At 39.8% G+C, this 22,003-nt stretch carries 25 protein-coding genes and 2 pseudogenes; 2 read left to right on the top strand and 25 right to left on the bottom strand.

Annotation, left to right across the window (positions count from 1 at the left end; genetic code table 11):
• Positions 1-83: 83 nt before the first annotated feature.
• The 17 genes from AC2TF5_RS15060 to AC2TF5_RS14980 form a co-directional block, all read right to left on the bottom strand.
• Positions 84-590 carry a serine hydrolase domain-containing protein gene (locus AC2TF5_RS15060; protein ID WP_491297875.1) on the bottom strand — a complete coding sequence of 169 codons (507 nt, stop codon included), beginning with the start codon at positions 588-590 and terminating at the stop codon, positions 84-86.
• 326 nt (positions 591-916) lie between these two features.
• Positions 917-1,141 carry a DUF3953 domain-containing protein gene (locus AC2TF5_RS15055; RefSeq protein ID WP_491302900.1) on the bottom strand — a complete coding sequence of 75 codons (225 nt, stop codon included), beginning with the start codon at positions 1,139-1,141 and terminating at the stop codon, positions 917-919.
• Positions 1,142-2,180: 1,039 nt separating this feature from the next.
• Positions 2,181-3,734: a DUF4179 domain-containing protein gene (locus AC2TF5_RS15050; protein ID WP_491297874.1), complete on the bottom strand. Its 1,554-nt coding sequence runs from the start codon at positions 3,732-3,734 to the stop codon at positions 2,181-2,183.
• Entirely contained in the window at positions 3,731-4,300 is a 570-nt protein-coding gene (locus AC2TF5_RS15045) for an RNA polymerase sigma factor (RefSeq protein WP_491297873.1), read from the bottom strand. Before AC2TF5_RS15045 ends, AC2TF5_RS15050 begins: the two co-directional genes overlap by 4 nt.
• A gap of 274 nt (positions 4,301-4,574) precedes the next feature.
• The gene (locus AC2TF5_RS15040) at positions 4,575-4,916 is read right to left on the bottom strand and encodes a hypothetical protein (RefSeq protein WP_491297871.1); all 342 of its coding nucleotides are present in this window, start codon (positions 4,914-4,916) and stop codon (positions 4,575-4,577) included.
• 215 nt (positions 4,917-5,131) lie between these two features.
• On the bottom strand, positions 5,132-5,329 hold the full coding sequence (locus AC2TF5_RS15035) for an SDR family NAD(P)-dependent oxidoreductase (RefSeq protein WP_491297869.1): 198 nt from the start codon (positions 5,327-5,329) through the stop codon (positions 5,132-5,134).
• Positions 5,280-5,591, bottom strand: coding sequence for an SDR family NAD(P)-dependent oxidoreductase (locus AC2TF5_RS15030; RefSeq protein WP_491302899.1), 312 nt, complete (start codon positions 5,589-5,591; stop codon positions 5,280-5,282). The genes AC2TF5_RS15035 and AC2TF5_RS15030 overlap by 50 nt, the downstream gene beginning before the upstream one ends.
• A 471-nt stretch (positions 5,592-6,062) precedes the next feature.
• Positions 6,063-6,467, bottom strand: coding sequence for a DUF1877 family protein (locus tag AC2TF5_RS15025; protein ID WP_491297868.1), 405 nt, complete (start codon positions 6,465-6,467; stop codon positions 6,063-6,065).
• Positions 6,468-6,563: 96 nt separating this feature from the next.
• A complete protein-coding gene (locus AC2TF5_RS15020) occupies positions 6,564-6,899 on the bottom strand; it encodes a hypothetical protein (protein ID WP_491297867.1) in 336 nt (111 codons plus the stop codon).
• Between the two features lie 461 nt (positions 6,900-7,360).
• Positions 7,361-7,753, bottom strand: a complete 393-nt coding sequence (locus tag AC2TF5_RS15015; protein ID WP_491297865.1) for a hypothetical protein — start codon at positions 7,751-7,753, stop codon at positions 7,361-7,363.
• A 479-nt stretch (positions 7,754-8,232) separates the two neighbouring features.
• Positions 8,233-9,504 (bottom strand): sensor histidine kinase, encoded by a 1,272-nt coding sequence (locus AC2TF5_RS15010; protein WP_491297864.1) that lies wholly within the window; start codon positions 9,502-9,504, stop codon positions 8,233-8,235.
• A gap of 19 nt (positions 9,505-9,523) precedes the next feature.
• Positions 9,524-11,269 (bottom strand): DUF885 domain-containing protein, encoded by a 1,746-nt coding sequence (locus AC2TF5_RS15005; RefSeq protein ID WP_491297863.1) that lies wholly within the window; start codon positions 11,267-11,269, stop codon positions 9,524-9,526.
• 69 nt (positions 11,270-11,338) lie between these two features.
• On the bottom strand, positions 11,339-12,016 hold the full coding sequence (locus AC2TF5_RS15000; RefSeq protein WP_491297862.1) for a response regulator transcription factor: 678 nt from the start codon (positions 12,014-12,016) through the stop codon (positions 11,339-11,341).
• A gap of 721 nt (positions 12,017-12,737) precedes the next feature.
• Positions 12,738-13,454 carry a dihydropteridine reductase gene (locus AC2TF5_RS14995; RefSeq protein ID WP_208914072.1) on the bottom strand — a complete coding sequence of 239 codons (717 nt, stop codon included), beginning with the start codon at positions 13,452-13,454 and terminating at the stop codon, positions 12,738-12,740.
• Positions 13,455-14,176: 722 nt separating this feature from the next.
• Entirely contained in the window at positions 14,177-15,112 is a 936-nt protein-coding gene (locus AC2TF5_RS14990; RefSeq protein ID WP_491297860.1) for a S66 peptidase family protein, read from the bottom strand.
• A 148-nt stretch (positions 15,113-15,260) separates the two neighbouring features.
• A complete protein-coding gene (locus AC2TF5_RS14985) occupies positions 15,261-15,407 on the bottom strand; it encodes an NUDIX domain-containing protein (protein WP_491297859.1) in 147 nt (48 codons plus the stop codon).
• Positions 15,361-15,528: a hypothetical protein gene (locus tag AC2TF5_RS14980; RefSeq protein WP_491303035.1), complete on the bottom strand. Its 168-nt coding sequence runs from the start codon at positions 15,526-15,528 to the stop codon at positions 15,361-15,363. The genes AC2TF5_RS14985 and AC2TF5_RS14980 overlap by 47 nt, the downstream gene beginning before the upstream one ends.
• A 682-nt stretch (positions 15,529-16,210) precedes the next feature.
• Between AC2TF5_RS14980 and AC2TF5_RS14975 the strand changes: the two genes are divergently transcribed.
• Positions 16,211-16,369: a hypothetical protein gene (locus AC2TF5_RS14975; protein WP_491297858.1), complete on the top strand. Its 159-nt coding sequence runs from the start codon at positions 16,211-16,213 to the stop codon at positions 16,367-16,369.
• Positions 16,370-16,632: 263 nt separating this feature from the next.
• On the opposite strand, the gene AC2TF5_RS14970 is transcribed toward AC2TF5_RS14975, so the two are convergent.
• The 5 genes and pseudogenes from AC2TF5_RS14970 to AC2TF5_RS14950 form a co-directional block, all read right to left on the bottom strand.
• Entirely contained in the window at positions 16,633-16,770 is a 138-nt protein-coding gene (locus AC2TF5_RS14970) for an IS3 family transposase (protein ID WP_491297856.1), read from the bottom strand.
• Between the two features lie 118 nt (positions 16,771-16,888).
• Positions 16,889-17,332, bottom strand: coding sequence for a GNAT family N-acetyltransferase (locus AC2TF5_RS14965; protein ID WP_491297855.1), 444 nt, complete (start codon positions 17,330-17,332; stop codon positions 16,889-16,891).
• 160 nt (positions 17,333-17,492) lie between these two features.
• A pseudogene (locus AC2TF5_RS14960) lies at positions 17,493-17,615 on the bottom strand (GNAT family N-acetyltransferase); the annotation flags it as partial.
• A gap of 23 nt (positions 17,616-17,638) precedes the next feature.
• Positions 17,639-17,770, bottom strand: a pseudogene (locus AC2TF5_RS14955) (hypothetical protein); the annotation flags it as partial.
• 83 nt (positions 17,771-17,853) lie between these two features.
• Positions 17,854-18,735, bottom strand: a complete 882-nt coding sequence (locus tag AC2TF5_RS14950; RefSeq protein WP_491297854.1) for a phosphotransferase family protein — start codon at positions 18,733-18,735, stop codon at positions 17,854-17,856.
• Between the two features lie 147 nt (positions 18,736-18,882).
• Between AC2TF5_RS14950 and AC2TF5_RS14945 the strand changes: the two genes are divergently transcribed.
• Positions 18,883-19,017 (top strand): hypothetical protein, encoded by a 135-nt coding sequence (locus tag AC2TF5_RS14945; protein ID WP_491297853.1) that lies wholly within the window; start codon positions 18,883-18,885, stop codon positions 19,015-19,017.
• 643 nt (positions 19,018-19,660) lie between these two features.
• On the opposite strand, the gene AC2TF5_RS14940 is transcribed toward AC2TF5_RS14945, so the two are convergent.
• Genes AC2TF5_RS14940 through AC2TF5_RS14930 form a run of 3 tightly spaced genes read right to left on the bottom strand, consistent with a single transcriptional unit; the run spans position 19,661 to position 21,644 of the window.
• A complete protein-coding gene (locus tag AC2TF5_RS14940) occupies positions 19,661-20,905 on the bottom strand; it encodes a DUF4153 domain-containing protein (RefSeq protein ID WP_491297851.1) in 1,245 nt (414 codons plus the stop codon).
• Positions 20,906-20,929: 24 nt separating this feature from the next.
• The gene (locus AC2TF5_RS14935; RefSeq protein ID WP_087433474.1) at positions 20,930-21,151 is read right to left on the bottom strand and encodes a helix-turn-helix domain-containing protein; all 222 of its coding nucleotides are present in this window, start codon (positions 21,149-21,151) and stop codon (positions 20,930-20,932) included.
• A gap of 10 nt (positions 21,152-21,161) precedes the next feature.
• Complete coding sequence (locus tag AC2TF5_RS14930; protein ID WP_491297850.1) at positions 21,162-21,644, bottom strand: DUF2975 domain-containing protein; 483 nt, start codon at positions 21,642-21,644, stop codon at positions 21,162-21,164.
• Positions 21,645-22,003: the final 359 nt, after the last annotated feature.

Genomic DNA, 22,003 nt, shown 5'->3' with positions numbered 1-22,003 from the left:
GCTTAATGAAGTAGCATTGGGATTACTTAGATATTCATCTAATCGGTAATCGGACTTAGCGTTTCCCGTTACTTTAATGACATTTATCTCTGTATGATTGCTTCCATTATTTTTTTACCTATAGGGTCTACAAAAACTCCTTGAGAAGGCTCTTTTTTAGTAATCAATTTTATTAATTGATCAAAATAATGATCAACAATGGAAATCGATGCATAACAATAATTTGACAGTAATACAATCCCTATTCCAAGTTCCTTATTCAACGCTAAATAACTATTAAAACCATATGTGGCCCCGTTATGCCAGAGGATACATTTATCTAGAAGTTTATCATTATGCGAGCCAAAATATCGGTTCGAATCTCCGTTCAATATAGGGAGATGACTTTTTTGTAGTGTAGAGGCTATCGGATTATCATCATATAGATTGGCTTGGATAAATAAACTCAAATCTCTAACAGATGACTTAATCGCCCCTGCTCCTTCATGTACAGAAAGATCCCAATGAGGGACTCTTTTCCCAGTTGAAGTGTGTCCATTCAATAATCTGCTTTTCTGTTCTGAATCAAGGATAACGGCTGTCTCACCCATTTTTAATTTTATGATTCATTCATTACTCGAAAGTTGGAATCACGTTAATCCACCTATTTTTGGAAATCCGAATTATGTATTCGTTACCACTCCTCTTATGAAAATTCAAAATAATTATATTGCTTTAATTGTATTTAAACCATTTTCAAGCAACAATATGAGTTGGCCATGCCACGAGCATTCCTCCAAATCCATATGGGTAACTATTCCACAATTTATTTTAACACGAAATTGAATTCTACTGCCCGTTAGCTTAACAGACTACCGATGATATCGACAGCCTATTATCATGGTGCTATCTGTGTCCCGTTAGCTAAAATTTCCTACTACAATATAAAACCTTGGATAGATACGAATAGTGAAAATGCAAATATGATCATCAATAACCAGCCTTGCTGCTTTTTATTTTGCTGAAATTCTTGTAGTCCCATCACTAATATTGTTAAACTTAAAGATAGAATCATAAATGGTTGATAATCAAAATTATTTGATATTATCCCATAACCTGCTACTGCTACTGTGATAATTGAAAATAGTATCCGCAAAAACATTAACAAAGTTTACCCCCCCTATTTGTCGGCTGCTGTTGTGTTGGATTGAGCTTAGTCCACCATTAACATCCTGCCATGTGCCGGACGAGTTTTTATATCTAGGAGAATTCAAACTATCCTACCTTTAGTTTAATAACTCGCGTACTCCTTGCTATCGGGATTGTATAGAGATTCTTGTACTAGTTCTTGTCTTGAGCAAATGACAAGAACTTCTATAATGAAATGAAAAAAAGGAAGTCCGGGTGCTAAAGTTTGATGAGTAAACGATTCCTATTTCAAAGACTGACGAGGAGTACGGCTTGATTCTTTGCTTGCTGCATCCTCCCTTTTAAGATGTTCACATAAGAAAAGAGCCTTGTGGGATGCTTTACCTATGGGCTCTTTTTACTGATTACCGATGCTTTCGGATTTAATGCAAATATAGTTTAATATTTTTTGTTAGTCAATAAATTCCATTCGAATGACTTGGCTCAGGTAGATAACGTTCTTCGTTGGAACACCTAATCGACAAAGGTCCTCCACAATGTACCCAATTTTGTGTCAAAATCCTACAATGGGGTCACATTTGTGCATTTTTTAATGACACAAATCAAACCACATAAAATAAAAAAAGCCCAGAGAATCAGGCTTTAGTACTTTTCGTAATGTGGTCACATTTGTGTCATTAGACATAAATGTAAACATATATCGTTAAAGGACAAGAACTTATATCGTTAACTCCGTCGTCTTCACTGTTAATTTAAAAGACCACTGATTCGAAATTCAGTGGTCAATCATTGATGCAATCAAGCTTACTCTGGGAACAACGTTGCATCTTTCCACTCATCCATAAATGGATATGAACCCCATTTCGGTAAACTGGATTAAAATTCTTGCTTAGATTTACTATCCTATCCGTTAACTTAACAATAGTGGCATCTTTTTAACTTGCCTGCTACCGATGAGATCCTATCGGAAATGTAACAAAAAATTATGAAATTGATTCAAATAGCAAGAAAACACGCCATTGAAGGCGTGTTTCCGATTTATGCCTTGCTGATCAAGGCTTCAACGGAACCGTATAATCACGGTTCACAGTAATCGAATCTCCGGTTCGGGACAGTGTGAGCGTATACTGGTCTAGCTTGGGCGCTAGAATATAGACATTCAGATGATCCGACTTGCGGTTATCCTCGGCGATGCCGAAGGCGTTCACATGGAAGGACTTCATGTCCTCTCTTTGTTTTTTTCTGTAAGCATCGTAAGCTTCGATTCCTTCTTTATCGAATTTCTCTGTAAGATTCTCCTCCTGAGCAATGCCAAAAGATACGCCCTTCAGCCTCTTCTGTTCGGGACTGTCTTTTTTGATTTTCAAATGCAGATACCCTTCAGGCACGTAGTTCGCCCCCTCGATAACGATTTCCTTATTCTTAAAATGTATCGTACGCGGATATTCGCCGTTTAAAGGCAAATCCAGCTTCTCGCTTGGCTCGAATTCGCCTAGCCGGAGACTTCCAATATGAAGGGTCAATGAACGGACATTCGGTTCGAAATAAACGGACGATGAGAACGGCAATTGCAGTTGTCCACCCTCATAATACAATAGACCGGAGCCTGAAGGATCGTACCGATACTCCCGGCCTTGATCGTCCTTCAAATACGGGGCAGTCTCATCGTCTCTCGGAAATTCGTAATACCATCCCTCAGGCCCTTTCAAAATCAGATTCATCGTCGTCGGTTGAATCGTCAACTTTTCCAAGCTCAGTTCCTTCAGATCAGAATCACCAATAGGCAACGCCTGCTTCGGCTCTAGCACTTTATTGTGCAACAGCTTGTCAGGCTGAATCGACACTTTCATAATCCCCATTTGCTGTATATCTAATTTACGTCCCTCATCGATAAAAGTTCTTTTGGTAACCTCTAGCTCAAGTTCGGTGCCCTGCGCTAAAAACTGCTTAACAACGCCATCGGACAACTGATACTTATACGTTTCCTGAAGCACCGGTTTCCCGCTGCCATCGGCAGCCGTGATGACAGACGAAGAGGTCGTCGTTCCTTGACCAGCCAAGGTATTGAGGGGAGAAATCCAAATCGATACCGGACTGCTCTCATCGGTTAAATCGAATGCGTCAGTTTGAATGAAGCTTTTGAACAGTAGCTCCTCTTCCGTCAGATAGATGTCGCTGATCGTAATGATTGTGCCGTCTAACTTCGTCGTCACTGGATCGATCGGTAAATAGTCGTGGTTCATCGCAGTCTGAACACCGTCTTGCTCCCGGATATGCTTCAGCCAATCGATAGCGATATCGATGCCAGGCACACCTCTGACGAGCGATGCAAAAGCAGGAGACATGGTCACACCTGCAAAGAACGTTACCACTAAGATCACCGCCGCTGCCGTGCCTTTGAATACGACAGAAATCTTCCGACGCTTGGACCGTCTAGATACAATCGGTTGCGATTCAATCTTCGGATTTCCATCCAGCTCCAGTTCGCCTCGATCGAATTTGCCGGGCAGTTCCTCCGCGAATTGAAACAATGATTGGGGTACCGGAATCGTTGCCAGCGCTTGCGCTAAGCCTGCTTTCAAATCTGTATCACATTCTCTACTCATATCGTCAGCTCCTTTGCCTGCCCTTGTGCCCGTTGAAGCACAGCGCTGAGTTTTAGTCTGGCATGATATAGCCGGGACTTGACCGTACCTTCTTTTATGTCTAGAAGAGTGGCGATCTCCTCAATCTTTAGTTCCTGAAAATAATACAACACGACAACGATCCGCTGATGCAGCTCCAGTGTAATGATCGACTCGAACAACCGCTCCGACTGTTCCTTCATGAGCAAATTTTCAAGCGGTGTAGAAGCTGCGTCCTGAATCTCCATGCCATCGATATCAACGGTAATTTTATTACCCTGCTCTTTCCTCGCGATATCAACCGCCCGGTTAGCTAGCAACCGACTAAACCAACCATGAAGTCTGTTAATTTCTTTGCCGCTCACGATCGTCGAATACAATTCAATTAGTGCGTTCTGTACCGCGTCCTCCGCCAACGGCTTGGATTGCAGCATCATATATGCGGTCCGATAAGCCTTCGGAATCAGTGGATTCACCAACGTCCGGAAAGCGTCTTTATTCCCCTGCCTAATCTCATCCATTAGCCGTTGTTCGTTCTCCACTTCCATGATGTCTCTCCTCTCACATTTGTCTCTATATAGATATGGCGTAAAGAACCGGATTTCGGTTCACTTATTTCTCGTAAAATTTCAAAAAAATTCATAGCGTATCGGGATACACAAATGATCATACATGAATCTGTCTATTTGGACGCTATTGATTCACGAATATTATCGTATGTTCTTGTCATTAGTTTTTGACAAGAACATATATCGTTAAAACAAAAAAAGCCGCAACTACGCGACTTTAAGCATATAGTTCTTATCACGACATTTGTCTTTATTAAATATTCGTGTCCCGTTCATATGAAATGGCTAGGAACGAACCATTTTCTGCAGTAATTTCTTCAACCATATTACCCCTGGTCGATGGAACAGCATTTGAAACTGCCAGTCCTTTATTCGACAAAAAATTTAAAAATTCAATTTCACCCCGTATATAATTTCTTGATCTTCTAATTGTATGTGAGATTTTTAATATGAAAAATGCGTTGTTTTTCTGGTATTCATAAACAAAGCTTTCATAACCGCCCAATGAACGAACAGTGTCATTATTAATGTCATATCGCTTTATTGCTTCGGTAAGGATCTCTTCAGTGAATTGCTCTTTAATTTCTCGTATCATTTTCTATACCTTCTTTCATTCATAATTTAAGTAGTTGATAATTTTTTCAATCGAAAATTTCGGCGACCACCTGACGGAAGGCCTCCTGCTGACCGCTTTCCAGGTAATTGTCCAGCAGCGCCCTCTCTCAGAAGCACATCCTCATCCGATCCGTCCGGCTCGAACAAAACCTCTTGAGGCGTACCAGTCCTCCCGATTGGATGGGCTTTATTTTATTAATCTGTGACTCTTCCAACCCAATCCGTATGTATTGTACCTGGACAAACGGCATAAACGCGTAACCCTTTATATGCATACTCAACTGCTGCCGTCTTCGTTAGACCAATGATACCGTGTTTGCTAGCAACGTATGCAGCATGGTGTTTAAGACCAATTAGTCCAGCAATTGAAGCAGTATTTAATAATGACTCCACGTCCTTGCAGAGTCATTGCTTGTATTTCATGTTTCATACATAACCAAGTTCCCTTCAAATTTACACTTATAACATTATCAAAATCCTCTTCATTGCACTTAGCCGTTAATCCACCAATGCATATGCCTGCGTTATTAACACCAATATCAATTCTTTGAAAAGTACGGAGACAAGTACTTACTGCTTCTTCTACTTCTGACCCTATACTTACATCAGCCTTTCTAAAGGCACCTTTTCCACCTAAGGACTCGCACTCTTCTATAGTCCTTTTACCTTAATACTGGCGCATTGCCGAGCAAAAGACAATGCTGTCGATCTACCTATTCCCGATCCGGCACCTGTAATAAATACTACTTTCCCTCTTAAATCTTCATACATAACGATCCCTCGCTGGTTTCTTCTTTATATAAGACCACTTTAAATCCTTTTTTTGATGAGGGTTATTTGCCCTCTATTGTGATTTCCTTTATTTGTAACTATCGTGCCCGTTAGTTTAATTTCAAAACAATTTCAATAATATCCAAATTATCAGTTACGATAATAATCTTTTCTCCATAACCACAGCTTTCAACAAAATGAGGGAGCTTTTCAAGATTATATTTTTTGTTCCACTCTAATAGGTTCTTGATACCTTCGAGAGTCTCTCGTTTTTTACTTACGACGGTTCCTGAAACACGTTCTTCATATCGTTTCCATATTCTTTCTTCTTGGACAGGCAAGGGAGGCATAAGAACTAGGAAAAGAATGCGTCCGTATCCTCGTCTGAAACAGTATCCGGCTCAAGAGGATATACCTCTTCCCTGACCATGGCCGAGAAATCATACCGCAAACGTAGCTGCGCTTCATCTAGCTCAGACATAGCCTGAAGTGCTCCTGTAACTTGCTCGGCGCGTAAAGTGAACGCCCCAAATGAGCCAAAATCGATGCCTTTGTCTGACTTTAGTGGAACCACATTGCCAAGAGGGAGCTCTCCATCGGAAATATCTCCACAAAGCAAATAGTGAATCGCCTCCCAGGTTCGATCAATGTTCAGTCCCGGATAATCGCCTATTTTCAAATTCTTCAGTGCAATGTCGCCTGCTTCAATCTGCTGCACCAGATTATCATCCATGGCTACATAATATCCACGCATTCCCATGTTATCTGACTTCTTTCTATTTTTTATAGTAACCATACTGCCCTATCTGATTTATTCTTCTGATAGCCAGTGAATTATTTCGTGGAATATCAAAATCTACCCGACATATTGAAGAATTAACTGATACAATGCTATAAGAAATCCTAAAATACTTGCTTTTATTTTAGAAGGATGATTTCTTTCGCTGCGAAACAAATAAGGGAAAACCACCATAAATCCTATGGGAATCCATAGCTGAAAGACACCTTCTTTTGTTCCGTGGGAAAAAATGGGAGTAATCGTTGTACTGATCAAAAAGTAAATGAAAACCGTAAAACGTCTCGTTTCTAATTGCTTGCTCCACCTTATTAAAAAGAAAATAATAATTATTGTGATAATCGTAATGTGTAAAGGGGGTAGATGAAAAGAAACGTCCCCAAGTTTGAATTCCATTCTGCATTGCCCTCCTCTTTTTTAGTGCATCACCACTTATGTTCGCATGAAGACATAGCCTTCTCCGTAAATAGCATTTTCCTTATTTCTAATTAACCAACCAAGTAAACCGGATAGCTTAATCCAATTATATGCTTACTTTGAATAACGGAATAAACTAAGGATTAGTTACACACTAATTCATACAACCTGCCCGTTAGCTTAATAAATTAGAGCCGTGTAAATAATTAAAAACGTATCTAATCGGTAATCGGAATATGTTCTTGTCCTTTACGGCAATCGGTACAAGTTCTTGTCTTTGGCTCGGGACAAGAACTTGTACCGTTAAAACAAAAAAAGCCGCTAATAGCGACTTTCAAAGGGACCATGTTTTTGTCCCCCGACAGATATGATGTGACACATTACAAAAAAAGGAGCAGTTAGTGTCTCTCGACAACTGCTCCTTTTTATGAATTTTACAACTATTTTGAAGAATCCTCCCTTAAAAAAATTCCATAATCAAAAACCAATTGATTGGTATTATATCCAATATCCTTTAATATTCGTGCTATCTCAGACTCATTGAAAATAGTTTGTTTTTCTATTCGGACAAAATCACCGTGCTTTGTAACAATTTGCGCTATACTATCGAGATTTTTGGCACTAGGAGATAATTCCGGATCTTTTGAGATTCTTAATTCTGTACCTAAATGAGTATCTGTACTGGTAGAGTTTGGTGATGACTGTTCTGGAATACTTAATTTGGGGCTCAAGGGCATATCATTACTACTAGGATCCACTAATAAATTTGCAGTTAGGGCTCCTGCTGTAAACAGTGTTATTATAGAGGTTATTACAACTATTTTTTTCAACATGTTTTATTTCCACCTTTCTAACAATAATTATTTCCTATTTTCAATTCTCATATTCAATTGGAAAGTCTATGCTTTAAGAGATTTCACTATTCAACTTAGCTATTAATATTATAGTGTCTTTGATGATAAATATGAACTAAAAATTTCCATATAAGATCGAAATCTATATTATACTTGGAGAAGTAATTGCAGAAACCAAAACAAATCCAAATAAAAAAACAACATCGTTTTGGATGTTGTTTTTTTAAAATGCTTCAAGTATATTTTTCAAACTCATTCCTTAGCCAAATCTGATTTTGTTCTGCTATATACTGCTCTGCATTTATAAGTAGTATTATGAGTTCTCTCCACATATGATGTGTAACACTATATGAAATTACAGTAGAATCATAGATTCGTCAACTTAGTTGCCCTTTAGCTTAATGAAAACGGCAGCCGATTGTCTGGTCGGCTGCCGCGGTATCCATCAACTCTGCTATTTAACTAATCACTGGAAAACGAATCTTTACGGTCGTACCACACCCTACCCCGCTGCTAATGTGGACAGAACCTTGATGTTGATCGACGATCCAACGCGCGATCGATAGCCCTAGACCCGCTCCATGATCCCCTCTATTTCTAGAGGAATCTCCCTTGTAAAAGCGATTAAATACGAGTGGCAATTCGTGTTCCGAAATACCCACTCCGTTATCCTTGACGGTTACGAGAACTGATTTCCCCTGCCTAAGACACTCAAGATCGATTTGCCCATCCGCCTGCGTAAATTTAATAGCATTGTCCAACAAAATCATGAACAACTGTATGAGACGATCCTCATCTCCATTTATGAGCAATTCCGAGCCTTCGACATGAAGCTGTAACCGCAACTGCTTGTAATCCATTATCGGCTCCATATTTTTTGCAATCTCTTTAATAATCCCGTCAACTCGCACAGGTTTGCATGAGATGACTTCCTCATGAGAATCGCCTCTTGCCAGAAGAAGCAGCCCGTCTACCATGTTGCTCATTCTTTTGGTTTCTTTCAGAATGGCTGAAATTGGAGCGCTTTCTTCCTCGATCGTATGATCGGGATGGCGTAACAATATTTGTGTTTGCCCTCGGACGACCGAAAGCGGGCTCCTCAACTCGTGAGAGGCATCTGCAACGAATTGCTGCTGCTTGTCCCAAGCCTTCTGAATCGGAATGAGCGCCCGTCTAGCCAATGCGTAACCTGCGATGATAGATAATAACGCGCCGATACCGATTCCGATACTAATACTCCATAGTAACCGATTTAAATAATACACCTCTGCAGAAATTTCCGTAAATATCTGAACTGTTTTCAAAGGCGTGTTAGACAGCTTCTCGACCACTGGCAAATTGCCTTGATAGGGTCTGCTCACGAATCGATAGGTTTTCTCACCCGCACGTATCGACTCGGGTCCCATGTGGTTTTGTTTTTCCCCAAGCATCGAACCCAATAGGATATATGGCCATTTATAATATAAGCTTTGAATCAAGGTATCGTTGGAATCCCAATAAAATGACATCATAAAACGTTCCGGTTCCTTCGAATCAATGTTAATGACTTGATCCCCGTTACTTAGAGAAAATTGATACATGTGGTCAATATTAAATACCAGCTGACGGTCAATGTCGGAATAGATCCGATAACGCGCCAGCCCGTATAACGCTCCCCCCAGTATGATGAGCAAGAAAAATACGACCGAGCTGTTCCATATCGTCATTCGTACTAGCGTGCGTTTAATCATATCGGGGTCTGCTCTCCTTTTATTTGGCGGACTTGATGTATTGATTCACTTGCTGCTCCAATATCGGAAATGGCATATTACCGTTTCGAAGAAGAACGGAATGAAATGCCTTGATATCGAAGCGATCCCCGAGTTCGCTTTTCGCCTTCTCTCGAAGGGATTGGAATTGCTCCGATCCGATCGCATAGTTTCCTTTTTGTCCTGGATAGGCAATGACACTGTCGATCAAAGCATCGCTCCCCGTTCCGATGATACTCACCAGATACTCATTAGCTTGTTCTCTTGTCCACTTCAGCCCATGGATACCCGTATCTATCACTGTACCTATGAAAAGGTCCGCCAAACGGATTAGTACCGTGTTCCGATCAAGCAAGCCCTTCTCCGCGCCTAAGCTTTCCATATAGACCGCCCATCCCTCTACGTATCCAGACGTCATCGTTATTTTGCGGATTAATGGAATGGTTGGTTGATCATATTGAATCGAAAATTGAAAGTGATGTCCTGGAATACCCTCATGCAACGCAAGCATTTTAACCATTTCCTCTGAGGTCGGGCTTTCGAGCGGAATGACAAATCTCCCGCTCCTATCACCATCTATAGATAAGGGGATATACATTCCACCTGCCGATGCGAAAAGAGCCGAATACGCCCGCACGTCCACGGGATGGTCCGGGATAAGCTCCTCTTCAAACCAATCAGACAAGTAGGGAGTGGCATCCGACAGACTGCTATTTAACGCTTGCAGCAATTCATCTCCGGTTAGCAATCTGGCTGCAGATGTAGTCTGTGCTTGACCCGAAGCCCCTCTTCTTAGCTCTATCACGATCTCTTCTACCTTGCGTTTAGCGATCTCGTGCATTTCCTGAGGACCGAGGTCCGTACCCGTAGTAAGTTTGAGCCTTGCAGAATAATACTCGCTGCCGCCCGGCTGACTCCAGATTCCTTGGCTCACGGATGCTTGCTTCATAAGATCGTTCTTGATTACATCGGCAAGTCTGCCGTAAGAAGCCAGTACATGATCGGTTAGGGTTTGCGCTAACGCTTTTTTTAGCTTCTCCTCTTCGGAGGGATCGAGTTTTAACTCGGTTAATTTCTCTGCATATAAACTGTACAGAATCGTTTCTTCCGGTTTCGTATCCCGCAAATTGCTGTAACTCGTAAGCATTTCCTTAAGAAACTCAGAAGGAGGGACAATACCTTTCTCCCGTCTGTCTTGAATTCTATCTATGACATGCGCGACTTTATCCGAAAACCCGTTCAGCGCAACGATATAATTCTTTGCATCTGCTTGGTTGCGAATCGGATAGTTGTTCGCGAAATACGGCGGAAAAATGGATAGGGAAAGGTAGTCATTCGTGACCAGCTCCCAATATTTATATACTTGCTGCGCCGCGCTTAGGTCCCATTTGAGGATATCGTAGGTGAGTTTGTCTTCCGGGGAAAGCTTGGCAGCATCATAGTCATTCAATTTTTTAAGATAACCATTTCTCTCTTCGCTTAATTGTTCGTAATCGGCATCTGACAGGTCCGTAAGCTTAGTGGGATCCCATCGGATCCCCTCCACATTTTTCACGTCAAAATAAAGCTGTTTCTCAGGGTCATCCTTAAGCGTATCAAACGCCATCTTCTGAATCAATGCGTCGAAGCTCTCTGACTGATGTTGGGTCTGCCATAACAAACCACCTACAGTCAGCAAGACAAGTAATCCTGCTACCAATAAAATAGTCAATCTGGTGTTCTTAAACATCTCTCTTACAAGGTTCATGCATTAATCTCCCCTTTATAGAGTATAAGAAGAATATATAAGATGAACCTTTGATTTCCCTTTGAAAAACTACTCGTTTATTCTGAGTATGTAGCCCAAACCTCTTACGGTTTGGATATATTGATCGGCATGCCACGAAGACAGCTTCTTCCGAAGATAATGGACATATAGCTCAACGATGCCAATTCCCGCTTCCGAATCGAGTCCCCAAATTCGGTTATAGATTTGCTCCTTCGTCACGATCTGCTCTTTATTCATGAGCAGGTACTCAAGCAGCTCGTATTCCTTTTCTGTTAAAGTCAGCTCTTCTCCTGTGACCGTTATTGCTCGATTTCTAACTTGAATAGCAATCGGCCCGTAGCTAATCTGCTCTTCTTGATTAACCTTGCCATAACGGCGCAGCAGCACTTTAGCTCTGACGATCAGCTCTGGAATCTCGAATGGCTTCACCACATAATCGTCCGCTCCGATCGTTAACCCCTTTACCCGGTAGTTCAATCCGTCTTTTGCCGTCAGACAAAGAATCGGGGTATCCACTCTTTGCTTCCTCAGCTCTTGGATGAACGTAAATCCATCAACCTTAGGCAGCATAATATCCAAAATAATTAAATCGAACTCGCCGTACAATGCGTGATGCAAGCCCTCTTCTCCGTTATGACACTCCGTAACATTATGCCCTTCATCCTGCATAACTCTTGCAATTGTATACGATATCCCAATATCGTCCTCTACGATCAACAGCTTCATAAGATCCTCCATGGATGAACAAATATGGGATAGTGTAACATATTTAATAGGTTTGTGAGTCCACTGCGAATAATATTTCCATTTATTCTTACTGGTTTAGCAATCATATGCTTAGCCAGGTTGCCACCGGATTCCCCTCATACTCGTAACTAATCCAATCGCTCTAGCTTCTTATCCCCGCAAAGGGTGGATGGGCTGCGTTAACACAAAAAAGCCGCGTAATCAGCGGCTTCTAATGGTAAGAGCTACATCTGCAGCTTGTTCATGTCCATTTGTTTATGAACTAGAACAGTGAAATGTAGTTAGATACTTATCTAATCGGTAATCGGGCTATGTTCTTGTCCTTTACGGCAATCGGTACAAGTTCTTGTCCTTGGCTCGGGACAAGAACTTGTACCGATAAAATAAAAAAGCCGCTAATATAGCGACTTTCAATGGGATCATGTTCTTGTCCCCCGACAACATACCCTGCCGTTCCATAATACATTTCGAAGCTAGGTCGATCTTTATTTTAAAGGACAGAAAAGAAGAAAAAAACACAATCAGCAGCGTCATATTTAACCGGGAAGATTGGAAATTCTTCCGCACTATATAGATACCTTATGCCAAAAGGCGGGTGTGAGCATAGAGTTGCTCCCCCGCCTTCTACCTGTGTTGCTCCACAATTGTGCCCATCAATGGAAAGTCTGTTATTATTCACTAATAAAATATTTTGTCTTGCTTAAATTGACAAATCAAATGATAAAAACTCAGGCAGTTGTTGTTCACGCTTGTCGAGCATAATCTGTTCCGGCTTGATGCCCTGCTCACGCAATACTTCAATGTTCTGAACGAGGAATTCGTCGCTGCCGACAACATAGAAAAGTCCATCTTTGTCTGCAGCAAGTTTTTTCACTTCTTCATAGTAATCTTTACGATTATCGACGAACAGTGATGTGAACTTCTTGCCAGGAACGGATTTGAAAATATTAGTGAACAAGAAATCTTTTGATGAATCGATGTTCAGGGAATGAATTTGATTGACATTGTCAGCACGTTCGAAATAATCAAGAACAAGCGGTCTGAAAGTTGCCAGACCGACACCTGAAGACAGCAGGTAAACATTTTTGTCTTCTCTTTTAAGCGGTACATTCGAATGAGTTTTAAATATTGCAACTTCATTGCCGACTTCAAGATTTCTTAAAATCGTTTTAAACTCAGAGCATTGCTCTCTGATGCGTGTTGTGATACCGATTGATTTTTCGTGCGGTAAAGTAGAGATTGACATGTGGCGAATCAGGCCACGGTTTGGTTTATCTCCGGCATTAAAACCTTCCAGTGCGAAGTGGGTGTGGGAACCTTCTTCCCATGTAAAGTCTTTCGGACAGTCGAGCAGGTACGTTTTAACCTCAGGTGTTTCTTCAATAATCTTATTTATTTTAGTCCAATATATTTGCATTATATATCCTCCTTACTCAATTATATGTATCGTTATTAATATACAATAAGTGATAACAATTCTCAATTAAAAGGATTGATTATTTCAGATAATTTATGTAACTTAAATTACTAAGAATGTTCTATTGTCAGAACCTTCTTTTATTTATAATATGCTGCTCTAGCATTCGACCCCATCTATCCTAGGCCTGGTAAAGAACCTGGTAGTCCCCCTCCTCCGAAACCCTATTACCCTAACGGAATTCATCAAACGTGTAACTTACCCTAAAGGAATTCATGCACCGTGTATCGCGCTTGACTAATGTTATGATTTGGCGGGAGAACTCCTTCCGTCTCTTCATTTCTACAATTACCGTTGTGTTAAAGCAGCTCCCTGGATATGAGCAGCACTGCGCCGCCTTCCTTTTGAAATCTTCTAGTATCTCCTTGATAGGAACTGATTCATTGTCCTCCGTGACTCCCTTGCTAAAAGAAACAAGCGCATTATCCCGATCTACACTCAAATACTTGACAAGAACATATATCGTAAAAAACAAAAAAAGCCGCAACTATGAACTTTTAAACATATATGTTCTTGTCCCTCGACAATTTAAGCCCCGGTATTACAAGAGAACTTGATAACATAAATGACAAGAACTTGATAACATTCCCCACCACCCTTGGCAACCGATCGCGTTGAACGGTTGCCTTCTTGTCATTATTGAGCTATCGTGTCCCGTTAGTTTAATGTTCTACCACTTCCAAGGAAAGCTTTGATGCATTGGCTTCAATTTTAACAACCCCACCAATAGGAAAGGTAGCAAAGGGAAACTCATGACCGAAATCTACATTAGAAATGATTGGAACGTTGTTCAATTGTTTTTTCGTTGAAATCATTCTTCGTATAGTATTAATATCCATTTTGCAACTATCCTCAAAGCGCCCCATTACAATGCCTTTCACTTCATCAAAGCCTGATGTTTGGATGAGTGATTGGAGGTTTCTTTCGAACTCATATCTGAAATAGTCGCCTACAATGTTGTCATCCTCAAGGAATAATATCTTATTTCCGAGGTCAGGCATGAATTCTGTTCCTTGCAAAAGGTTTAAAGTACAAAGGTTGCCCCCAACAATTTTTCCCTGGGTGAAGCCTTCTTGGATAACATAATATTCCTTTGCATGTTTCGATGGCTCAATAATAAAGTTCTCGTTCTTTAATAGACATTTTTCAAAGTAGGCATTTGTGTACTCAATTTCTTTGTTAAATCCAAAGGATGAGAAATGTGGTCCATGATAAGTGATTAATCCTGTCTTAGCATAAATGGAATTCAGCAAAGCAGTAATATCAGAAAAACCGCATATTATTTTGGGATTCCTTTTTATTAACGAGTAATCTATGTATTCTAAAATCTGGTTCACATTGAATCCGCCGATACAAGTTAGTATGGCTTTGACATTTTTATCAAGAAACGCGTCATGCAAGTCTTCAATACGAGAATGAATACTCGAAGAATCACTTTCATCAAGCTCACGACAATTTTTTGAAAACGAAATTTTAAACCCCTTATTTGTGAGAACTTCTAGGGCTTTATCAAACACCTCCTGCCAAATAATGCTTAGGCTTCTTGAAGGTGCAATTACCCTTATTTCATCACCAAAATTTAGTTTATTTGCAATCATCAAATTTCCCTCCTTAGGGTCCCTTTATGCAGAGCTGAAATTTATATAGTTTGTTGAGTTATTCTACCTTGATGTCTTGACGAAGCTGTTAACATTTAAACATTGCGGCAGCTTTGTGGTTCTTGGTTATTGCGCTCTCGTCGCCGTTTTAAACCTCATCAATTTTTTGATTTGTTTCCTCCAATAATTCTCTGATTACACATTGCCTTGCTGTTTCCCCGTCTTCAATAATACCACCAAGGCAATTCCTAGCTGTTTCTCCATTTATTGTACATAAAAAGATACTTACCCTCACACTCCACAACAATTAATGCATGTGTTAGTGCAGCATCAAGTTCAGCAGCAGCAAGTTGCTCCTCTTCAATTTTTAAGAATTCTAAGAAAATATTCCCCTTGGCGTCTGTCATGATTTTCATTTCTTTATCCCTCCGTGCTTTTAATTGCTAAAACAAAAAAAACGCGCTGGACCCCTTGGTCCTACGCGTTGTATCTCGCAGGATGGGTAGCGCGAAAAGCGTTAACCCATCCCCAATTTTTGAGGAATGTGTTAACGCTTATTGTGATGATAGGATTGTTTCAAGACCGGATTAATCATACGTATTTCCCCATTTCATCAACATTATGGTAATAATAACCGTATCCTTATAGATTAGTCAAGGATTAAACTATCCTGCCCGTTAGTTGAACTGGTGTTTTGAGTATTATTTGTCAGTATCAATCTTGCAGTTGAGTTTGATTATTACTAGTTAACTTCTTTTCCATTTTATCAGATCATGCGATTTCCCTGAAAAATCTCCTTCATCTGGGATGAAGGTACTTACTTTATTTTATTTGAACATAAGGAAAAAATTCTTTTACAATCATTGTCAGTACGTTATAATACAATCAACAGATGGATTACCCAACAAAAAAAGTTAAATATTGTAATTAATTAGTGAAGTCTAAGTAATAACTGATATTGATTAACGGAACATAGTGTTGGGTGATGGACACCATGTAAATTTAGGTTGGACTATCTCCTTTTCACAGTCATGTAGTCACCTCGGCTCGTCATAATCTTGAGCCGCTTATTACATAATAGATATCGGAGGTATGGTTATGGTCAATCGCAATAGAAAGAAAATTTTCACAGCCCTCAGCGCAGCTTTAATTGTCTCTATGCTGGCTACTGGCGTGATAGTCGCTGCCCAAGGTAAAACAACGTTAGAGGTAGCGAAGACAGCAGGGGATAAAAAGGTTGAAGTTATTAAAGCATAAGCGAGACCTTACTATGAAGAAGCTACCGTTATTATTAACGGTAAGGATCAAAACTACAGTCAACCCGCAATTGTTAAGTAAGGTGCGACTCTAGTCCCAATTAGAGGGGTATTCGAAGCACCTGATGCGAAAGTCAACGGAATCAAAAGACTTCAACAGTGGTAGCAACTAAAGATGAAGTGCTCCCTGCCAAGTAGAAAGTGAAAAACAAAAATAGTTAATTTATTAACCTCAGCTCGGTTAACCCAGCTGAGGTTTTTTCATTATGAAGCTCGTCGGTATTCGTTAGGTGGCAAGCCACACAAACACTCTGTATAGCGGTAGTTGTAATAGCGAATGTATTCGTTAATGTCTTTGAGGGTGTCTTCATAGGTATCATACTTTTTGACACTCCCACCCATACAGGGACAAGGTCACTATCGTGACTGGGATTCCTAGCTATACTTCTGTGTGCTGTCAAAAAAGATATTAATAGATATTTAAAAGGCTGTCGATTTCTCGACAGCCTGGACAGAAGAATTACTTCTGCTGTTCATTGTATTTCAAATGTAAAATGGGGTAAGGGCGGCCTGCTCCATCCGTCAAATCTTCACCGATTATTCCGAAACCGCTTTTTAAGTAAAACCTTGTCGCATTCTCATTTTGTTTATTCACATCAACGGACGTGATCCCAAAACCATTGATGCATATTTGCATAATTTGTTTCCCATACCCTTTGCTAATTTTATCGGGATCGAGAAATAGTGCTTCCAAGTGATTTTCATTGATGGCGGTAAAACCAATGATAGAGTCTTCGGTATACCAGAGACGTACATCAAGATGAGGAAAATACATGGGTAATTCTTTTTTGATTTCCTCTTTATCCTTGAAACTCAAAAAATGATGAGTGGCCATTACCGATCTTTCCCAAAGATTTATAATCATATCATAGTCAATAACGGTTGCTTTTCTGTTTTGTATCATTTCGTTCTGCTCCTTTTTCTTTTTAATTTATCACGCTCCTTTCATCACTTTTTTGTAGATGGTGATCGTATATCTCCAATTGATATATGACTTCATGCTTACCACTCTTTTCGGAATTATATTAATCGATTTGCAATCAAATAGATTCCACTTTAATTATCTATATTATCATATTTAGTTGATGCCATTCACCGTCTCTAAATAGACTTTGTCTGCTGCTTCCTTCCTGTTGAAAACCAATCTTAGTGTACAAACGAATAGCTTTATCATTAAATGAAAATACAGACTGCCGACCATATTCCAGATCGTATCCTTTCGTTTGTAGTGGGCCAGTTCATGCGCGATCACATGTTTAAGCAGTTGTTTATTAACTTTCTGAATGCATTTTCGAATATTTTCACAACGGATCGCAACACAAGTATGACGAAAATACTCCATCATTGTTACTCTTTTTTTCACTCCATTGCAGGTCCCTCCTTTCGAACTCAATCATAAAAGAATGGATAAATTAATAACTATACTTAATAACCCACCGAATTCCTTAAAGTAAGAATATTTTCCTGAAGGAACTTTTGATTTTTTTCAATTCCTCTGTTTTTACACCAAACAACTGCGCTGAAGGCATCGTAAATATCATAAAATGGCAGCACTCTTTCCAGAGCCAAAATAGGTCGAATCGATTGATAACCTTCAATGAACGGTATCTTTGTTCTCGGATTGACTTCCCAAATATATCGATTGACTTTTGTAAAATCTATTTCCGACGATCCACCACGGGCACTCTCGAAATCAATAATGCCAGCAACCTCGTTACCATTCACCAATATATTACCTGGTCTAAAATCCATGTGAACAATGCATGGTCCGTCAGGATCCGGTAAAGCAGAGAAAATTCCATCAAAGTGAAGAATACATCTTTCATACAATTTTGAGTCGAGAATTTCTTTGCATGGCTCTTTCCACTTTTCAAAATTACTTTTGATATGTAATCTCCAATTATTTTGGTCAAGTAACTTAAAACCATCGGTTACATGGTAACCATACCCAGGAGTTTTAACCTCATGGAGCATAGCATGATACACGCCAATTTGAAAAGATAGTTTCTCATCAATGTCTCCTGTACAAGGCATACCTTGAATTGCTGAAAGAAGCAATGCTCCAGTAGTATTTTCATCCCCGTACCAAATGTCCAATACCTTAGGAACAGGTATTATACCCTTTAATGTTTCAAGCATCTGAAATTCACGGAATAGTTTATCCTTGTTAAATGGAATTTTCACAAAAACGTTTTCTCCACTGGCAAGAGTAAGTTTGTATACATCAGAACTAAATGACTCTGGAACATCTTCAACATTCAAGACGTTCAACTTTAGCTTTTCTATAACTTTTAGAATAGAACTCATATGTAACCTCCTGATTTGGAGCGATTCTTCCGATTTGTTTCTCTGAAAACCGAATCAAACCCAATATCTTACATATATCATATTTTTGACCCAGTACCAAGACCCCTTTTTCGAGGGGGCATTTTCATTTTTAGGAGGGATGTATGAATGAGGATCATCAAGAGACGGCAGGACCTTGTCATTCTGCGCCGGGTTGGAGCACTTCCTGCGGCACTCCTCGATCAGGTCGAGGACTACTTCAACCAACTACGTGTTGAACTGGAAGGTGAAGCGGAAAGCTAATTTTGCTTAGGCGAGAACGGCTACATCGTCTTGCTTGAAGCGGGCGACAACGTTCACGACCTCGGCAACGTCGGGCTGAACTACAAAAACGGCGGACTGCTGGGCAGTTGACCAAGTGGAAAGAAGCTGACGGCTGACGAACTAATTCTCCAGAAGACGAAAGAGACGTTCGAGCGGAACGAAAACGTCACAGTCGACAGCAACGGGACGAATATTTGGATCATGCTCGTAGCGGTGGAACCCTTCTCTGACCTGGTTGTAGAGAACCTCTCGTACCACTAACTGACCAAAAGCCGACACACCGCGTCCGCGTCGTCCTGCGAACCACTGACGCCCAAACAGGAACCAACCCGTACGTTAACGGCTCCGGCTTTTTCCTCGCCGTTGACGAGCAGCAACAGTCGGCAGACTTTGTTTGGGAAGACGAAAGTTTCGGAGATACTCCTCTCTTTCATGGCGGAGACGTAGCCAGCGCCGTCCGCTGGGTGAAAGAACTGGGAGAGCCTTTCCATTGTTACTTCAATTAGCTAAAAAGGAGCTGCCCAAGGCAAGCTCCTCAATTATCGTTCTGCGTTTATTGGAAAATTTGTTGTCTATTATTATCTTCTTACAAAGAAAAATATGCATTTACAGAGCTTTTCTATTAAAAGATTAAAGGAAATATAAATGTAACGAAAGCTGCCCAAAGTCCGTAGACCGGCAAATACTTAGTAACCGCATCCTGGATGGTTGAAGGTCCGGTTTTGTTAAGTAGAAATCGCATATAGGAGAGCATAATCCAAATTAGATTGGCACAGATCAGTATGTTTACGCCTAAAACAGCAAGTCTGTTGGGCGTAATCCCATAAGAAGAGAGCCTGAACACTATGGCTGATAAAGCCACACAGTCAATGATAAGTGCAAGAACAATTAGGCCAAAATTTATATAATCAGAAATGCTCTTTTTCTCGTCAGTGCCACTCTCGGTAATGGAGAATATGGTGACGGCCAATACACTAAGGAGTATTCCGTTGAAGGATACGAGAAAATTGCGGTCCAAGAATGGATTTTTTTCGACCCAAATCACCGTTATAAGATAGACCAACAATGTTACCAGTACAAGAGGACTAAAAATTTTGGCTATATAGGGTGCTATATTTTTAGCAAGTTTAAGGTTGCTTGATACCAGGTATGCAGCCACAATAGCGAGCGCGGCAGCACCAAATAAAACGACATTTTCAAAATAGAATTCAGATATATCCATGCCGACAAAACTAAATAACTGCATGGTTAATGCTGTTAGCAGCATTCCGCTAATTGCCATGCTGGCGTAGAGTATGCAAAATTCCCCATTAAATTTAAGATAGGCTAATCTTGTCCTGCCCATGCCATATTCATTTCCTGTAAATGCAATCCCTACTAATACCCATAAGAAAATGGGTAGGTGTAGATAAGCCAGGATAATACTGTCTTTGTTCTCTAGTGGAAGCATATTCATATAAATTCCTGAGATTAGGAATAACGCTACAAGGGTGTAAAGAATATTTTTGTTGGCTGAATTCTTGTATACAAAGTAGGTGGCAATAAAGGGAAGTACACCAAATACAAGGTTAATAGGGGATATTGCTTGCTGTTCAACAAAATGCATAATGATCCTGGTGCTAATCCCGGCCAGAAATGCTAAAATGCCCATGAATAAGAAATCTTTCTGAAGCAAGGATGCTTTTTCTGTATTTACCGTCTCCTTGAAATGCAATCTTTCAAACCAAACGGCAAGAACCTGCGAATCAGGGTTTTGTTCCCAGGCGTATGAGAATGATTTTTTAAAAGCTTCGGGTTCTATTCTAAACATTCTCTCTAGCTCATGGGGGTTATCCATATTATCAATAAACCGATTGTTAATGTCCATGGTTATACCTCACCTTATAATTGTTTATCCTTGCGTATCTTTATCACTTCTGTATTCTAAAATATCGCCAGGCTGACATTCTAAAGCTTTACAAATCCCCTCTAAAGTGGATAATCGAATCGCTTTTGCCTTTCCATTTTTCAATATAGAAAGATTAGCCATCGTTATTCCAACCCTCTCCGAAAGTTCAGTTACGCTCATTTTCCTTTTAGCCAACATCACGTCAATATTGATTATAATAGCCATGTTATTCACCTCAGACCGTCAAATCATTTTCTGATTTTATATCAATAGCCTCTTTTAAAAGCATTTGAAGAACAGCAGCAAAGACTGCAATCACCATTGAAGCAAAAATAATGACCAATCCGATTACTATGACGCCCGGAGCGTCGTCTTTTTCCCCAATGAGATAAAAGAGTGGCATGTCTACAACATACAAGATACTGATTGTAATTGCACAGTATTTTATAGTCTTTAAAGTCTTTACAGATAAATCCGAGAAAGCTTTATTCTTGTCAATATAGTTTAAAAGTTTAAAAGCTTGATACAGAGCAAAGTAAAAAGGTATTGCTGTGACATACAAACCGATAAAAACGAGATATTTCAAAAAAGTCATATCTGGATACAATACTACTGCATAATTCGCTATCTCAGGCACCAAAAATATACACAAAGCAAGAACAGGAATTCCAATAAAAATAACAGCTATCTTTAAAAAGAGTGTTGTTCCTCGTTTCACAAAAAAAGCACCTCACTTAGTTATTGTCAATTTGACTTTATCATACATTTTATCGTTTTACAATAAAAATATAATGAAATATATTATATTATTATTGTTACAGGGATATCCTTTTTATAACAAAAAAAGCATTCCTCATTGCAAGAAATGCTCTATAACTTTAAACATTCAATTTATAACTTATTGAACTAATTGCCTGTTAGCTTAATGAAATAGTTGTAAATCCAATTAGATATTTATCTAATCGTTAATCGGACCATGTTCTTGTCCAAGTTCGGTAAACGATATATGTTCTTGTCACCCGACACCTGATTTGCCACTTTCTCTTTTCTATCAAAAATCTTCGATCAAATGGCATA

The sequence above is a fragment of the Paenibacillus sp. JNUCC 34 genome (assembly GCF_058269055.1).
Note: the sequence above shows the minus strand (reverse complement) of the source record. Positions and strands in the feature narration are given on the sequence as shown.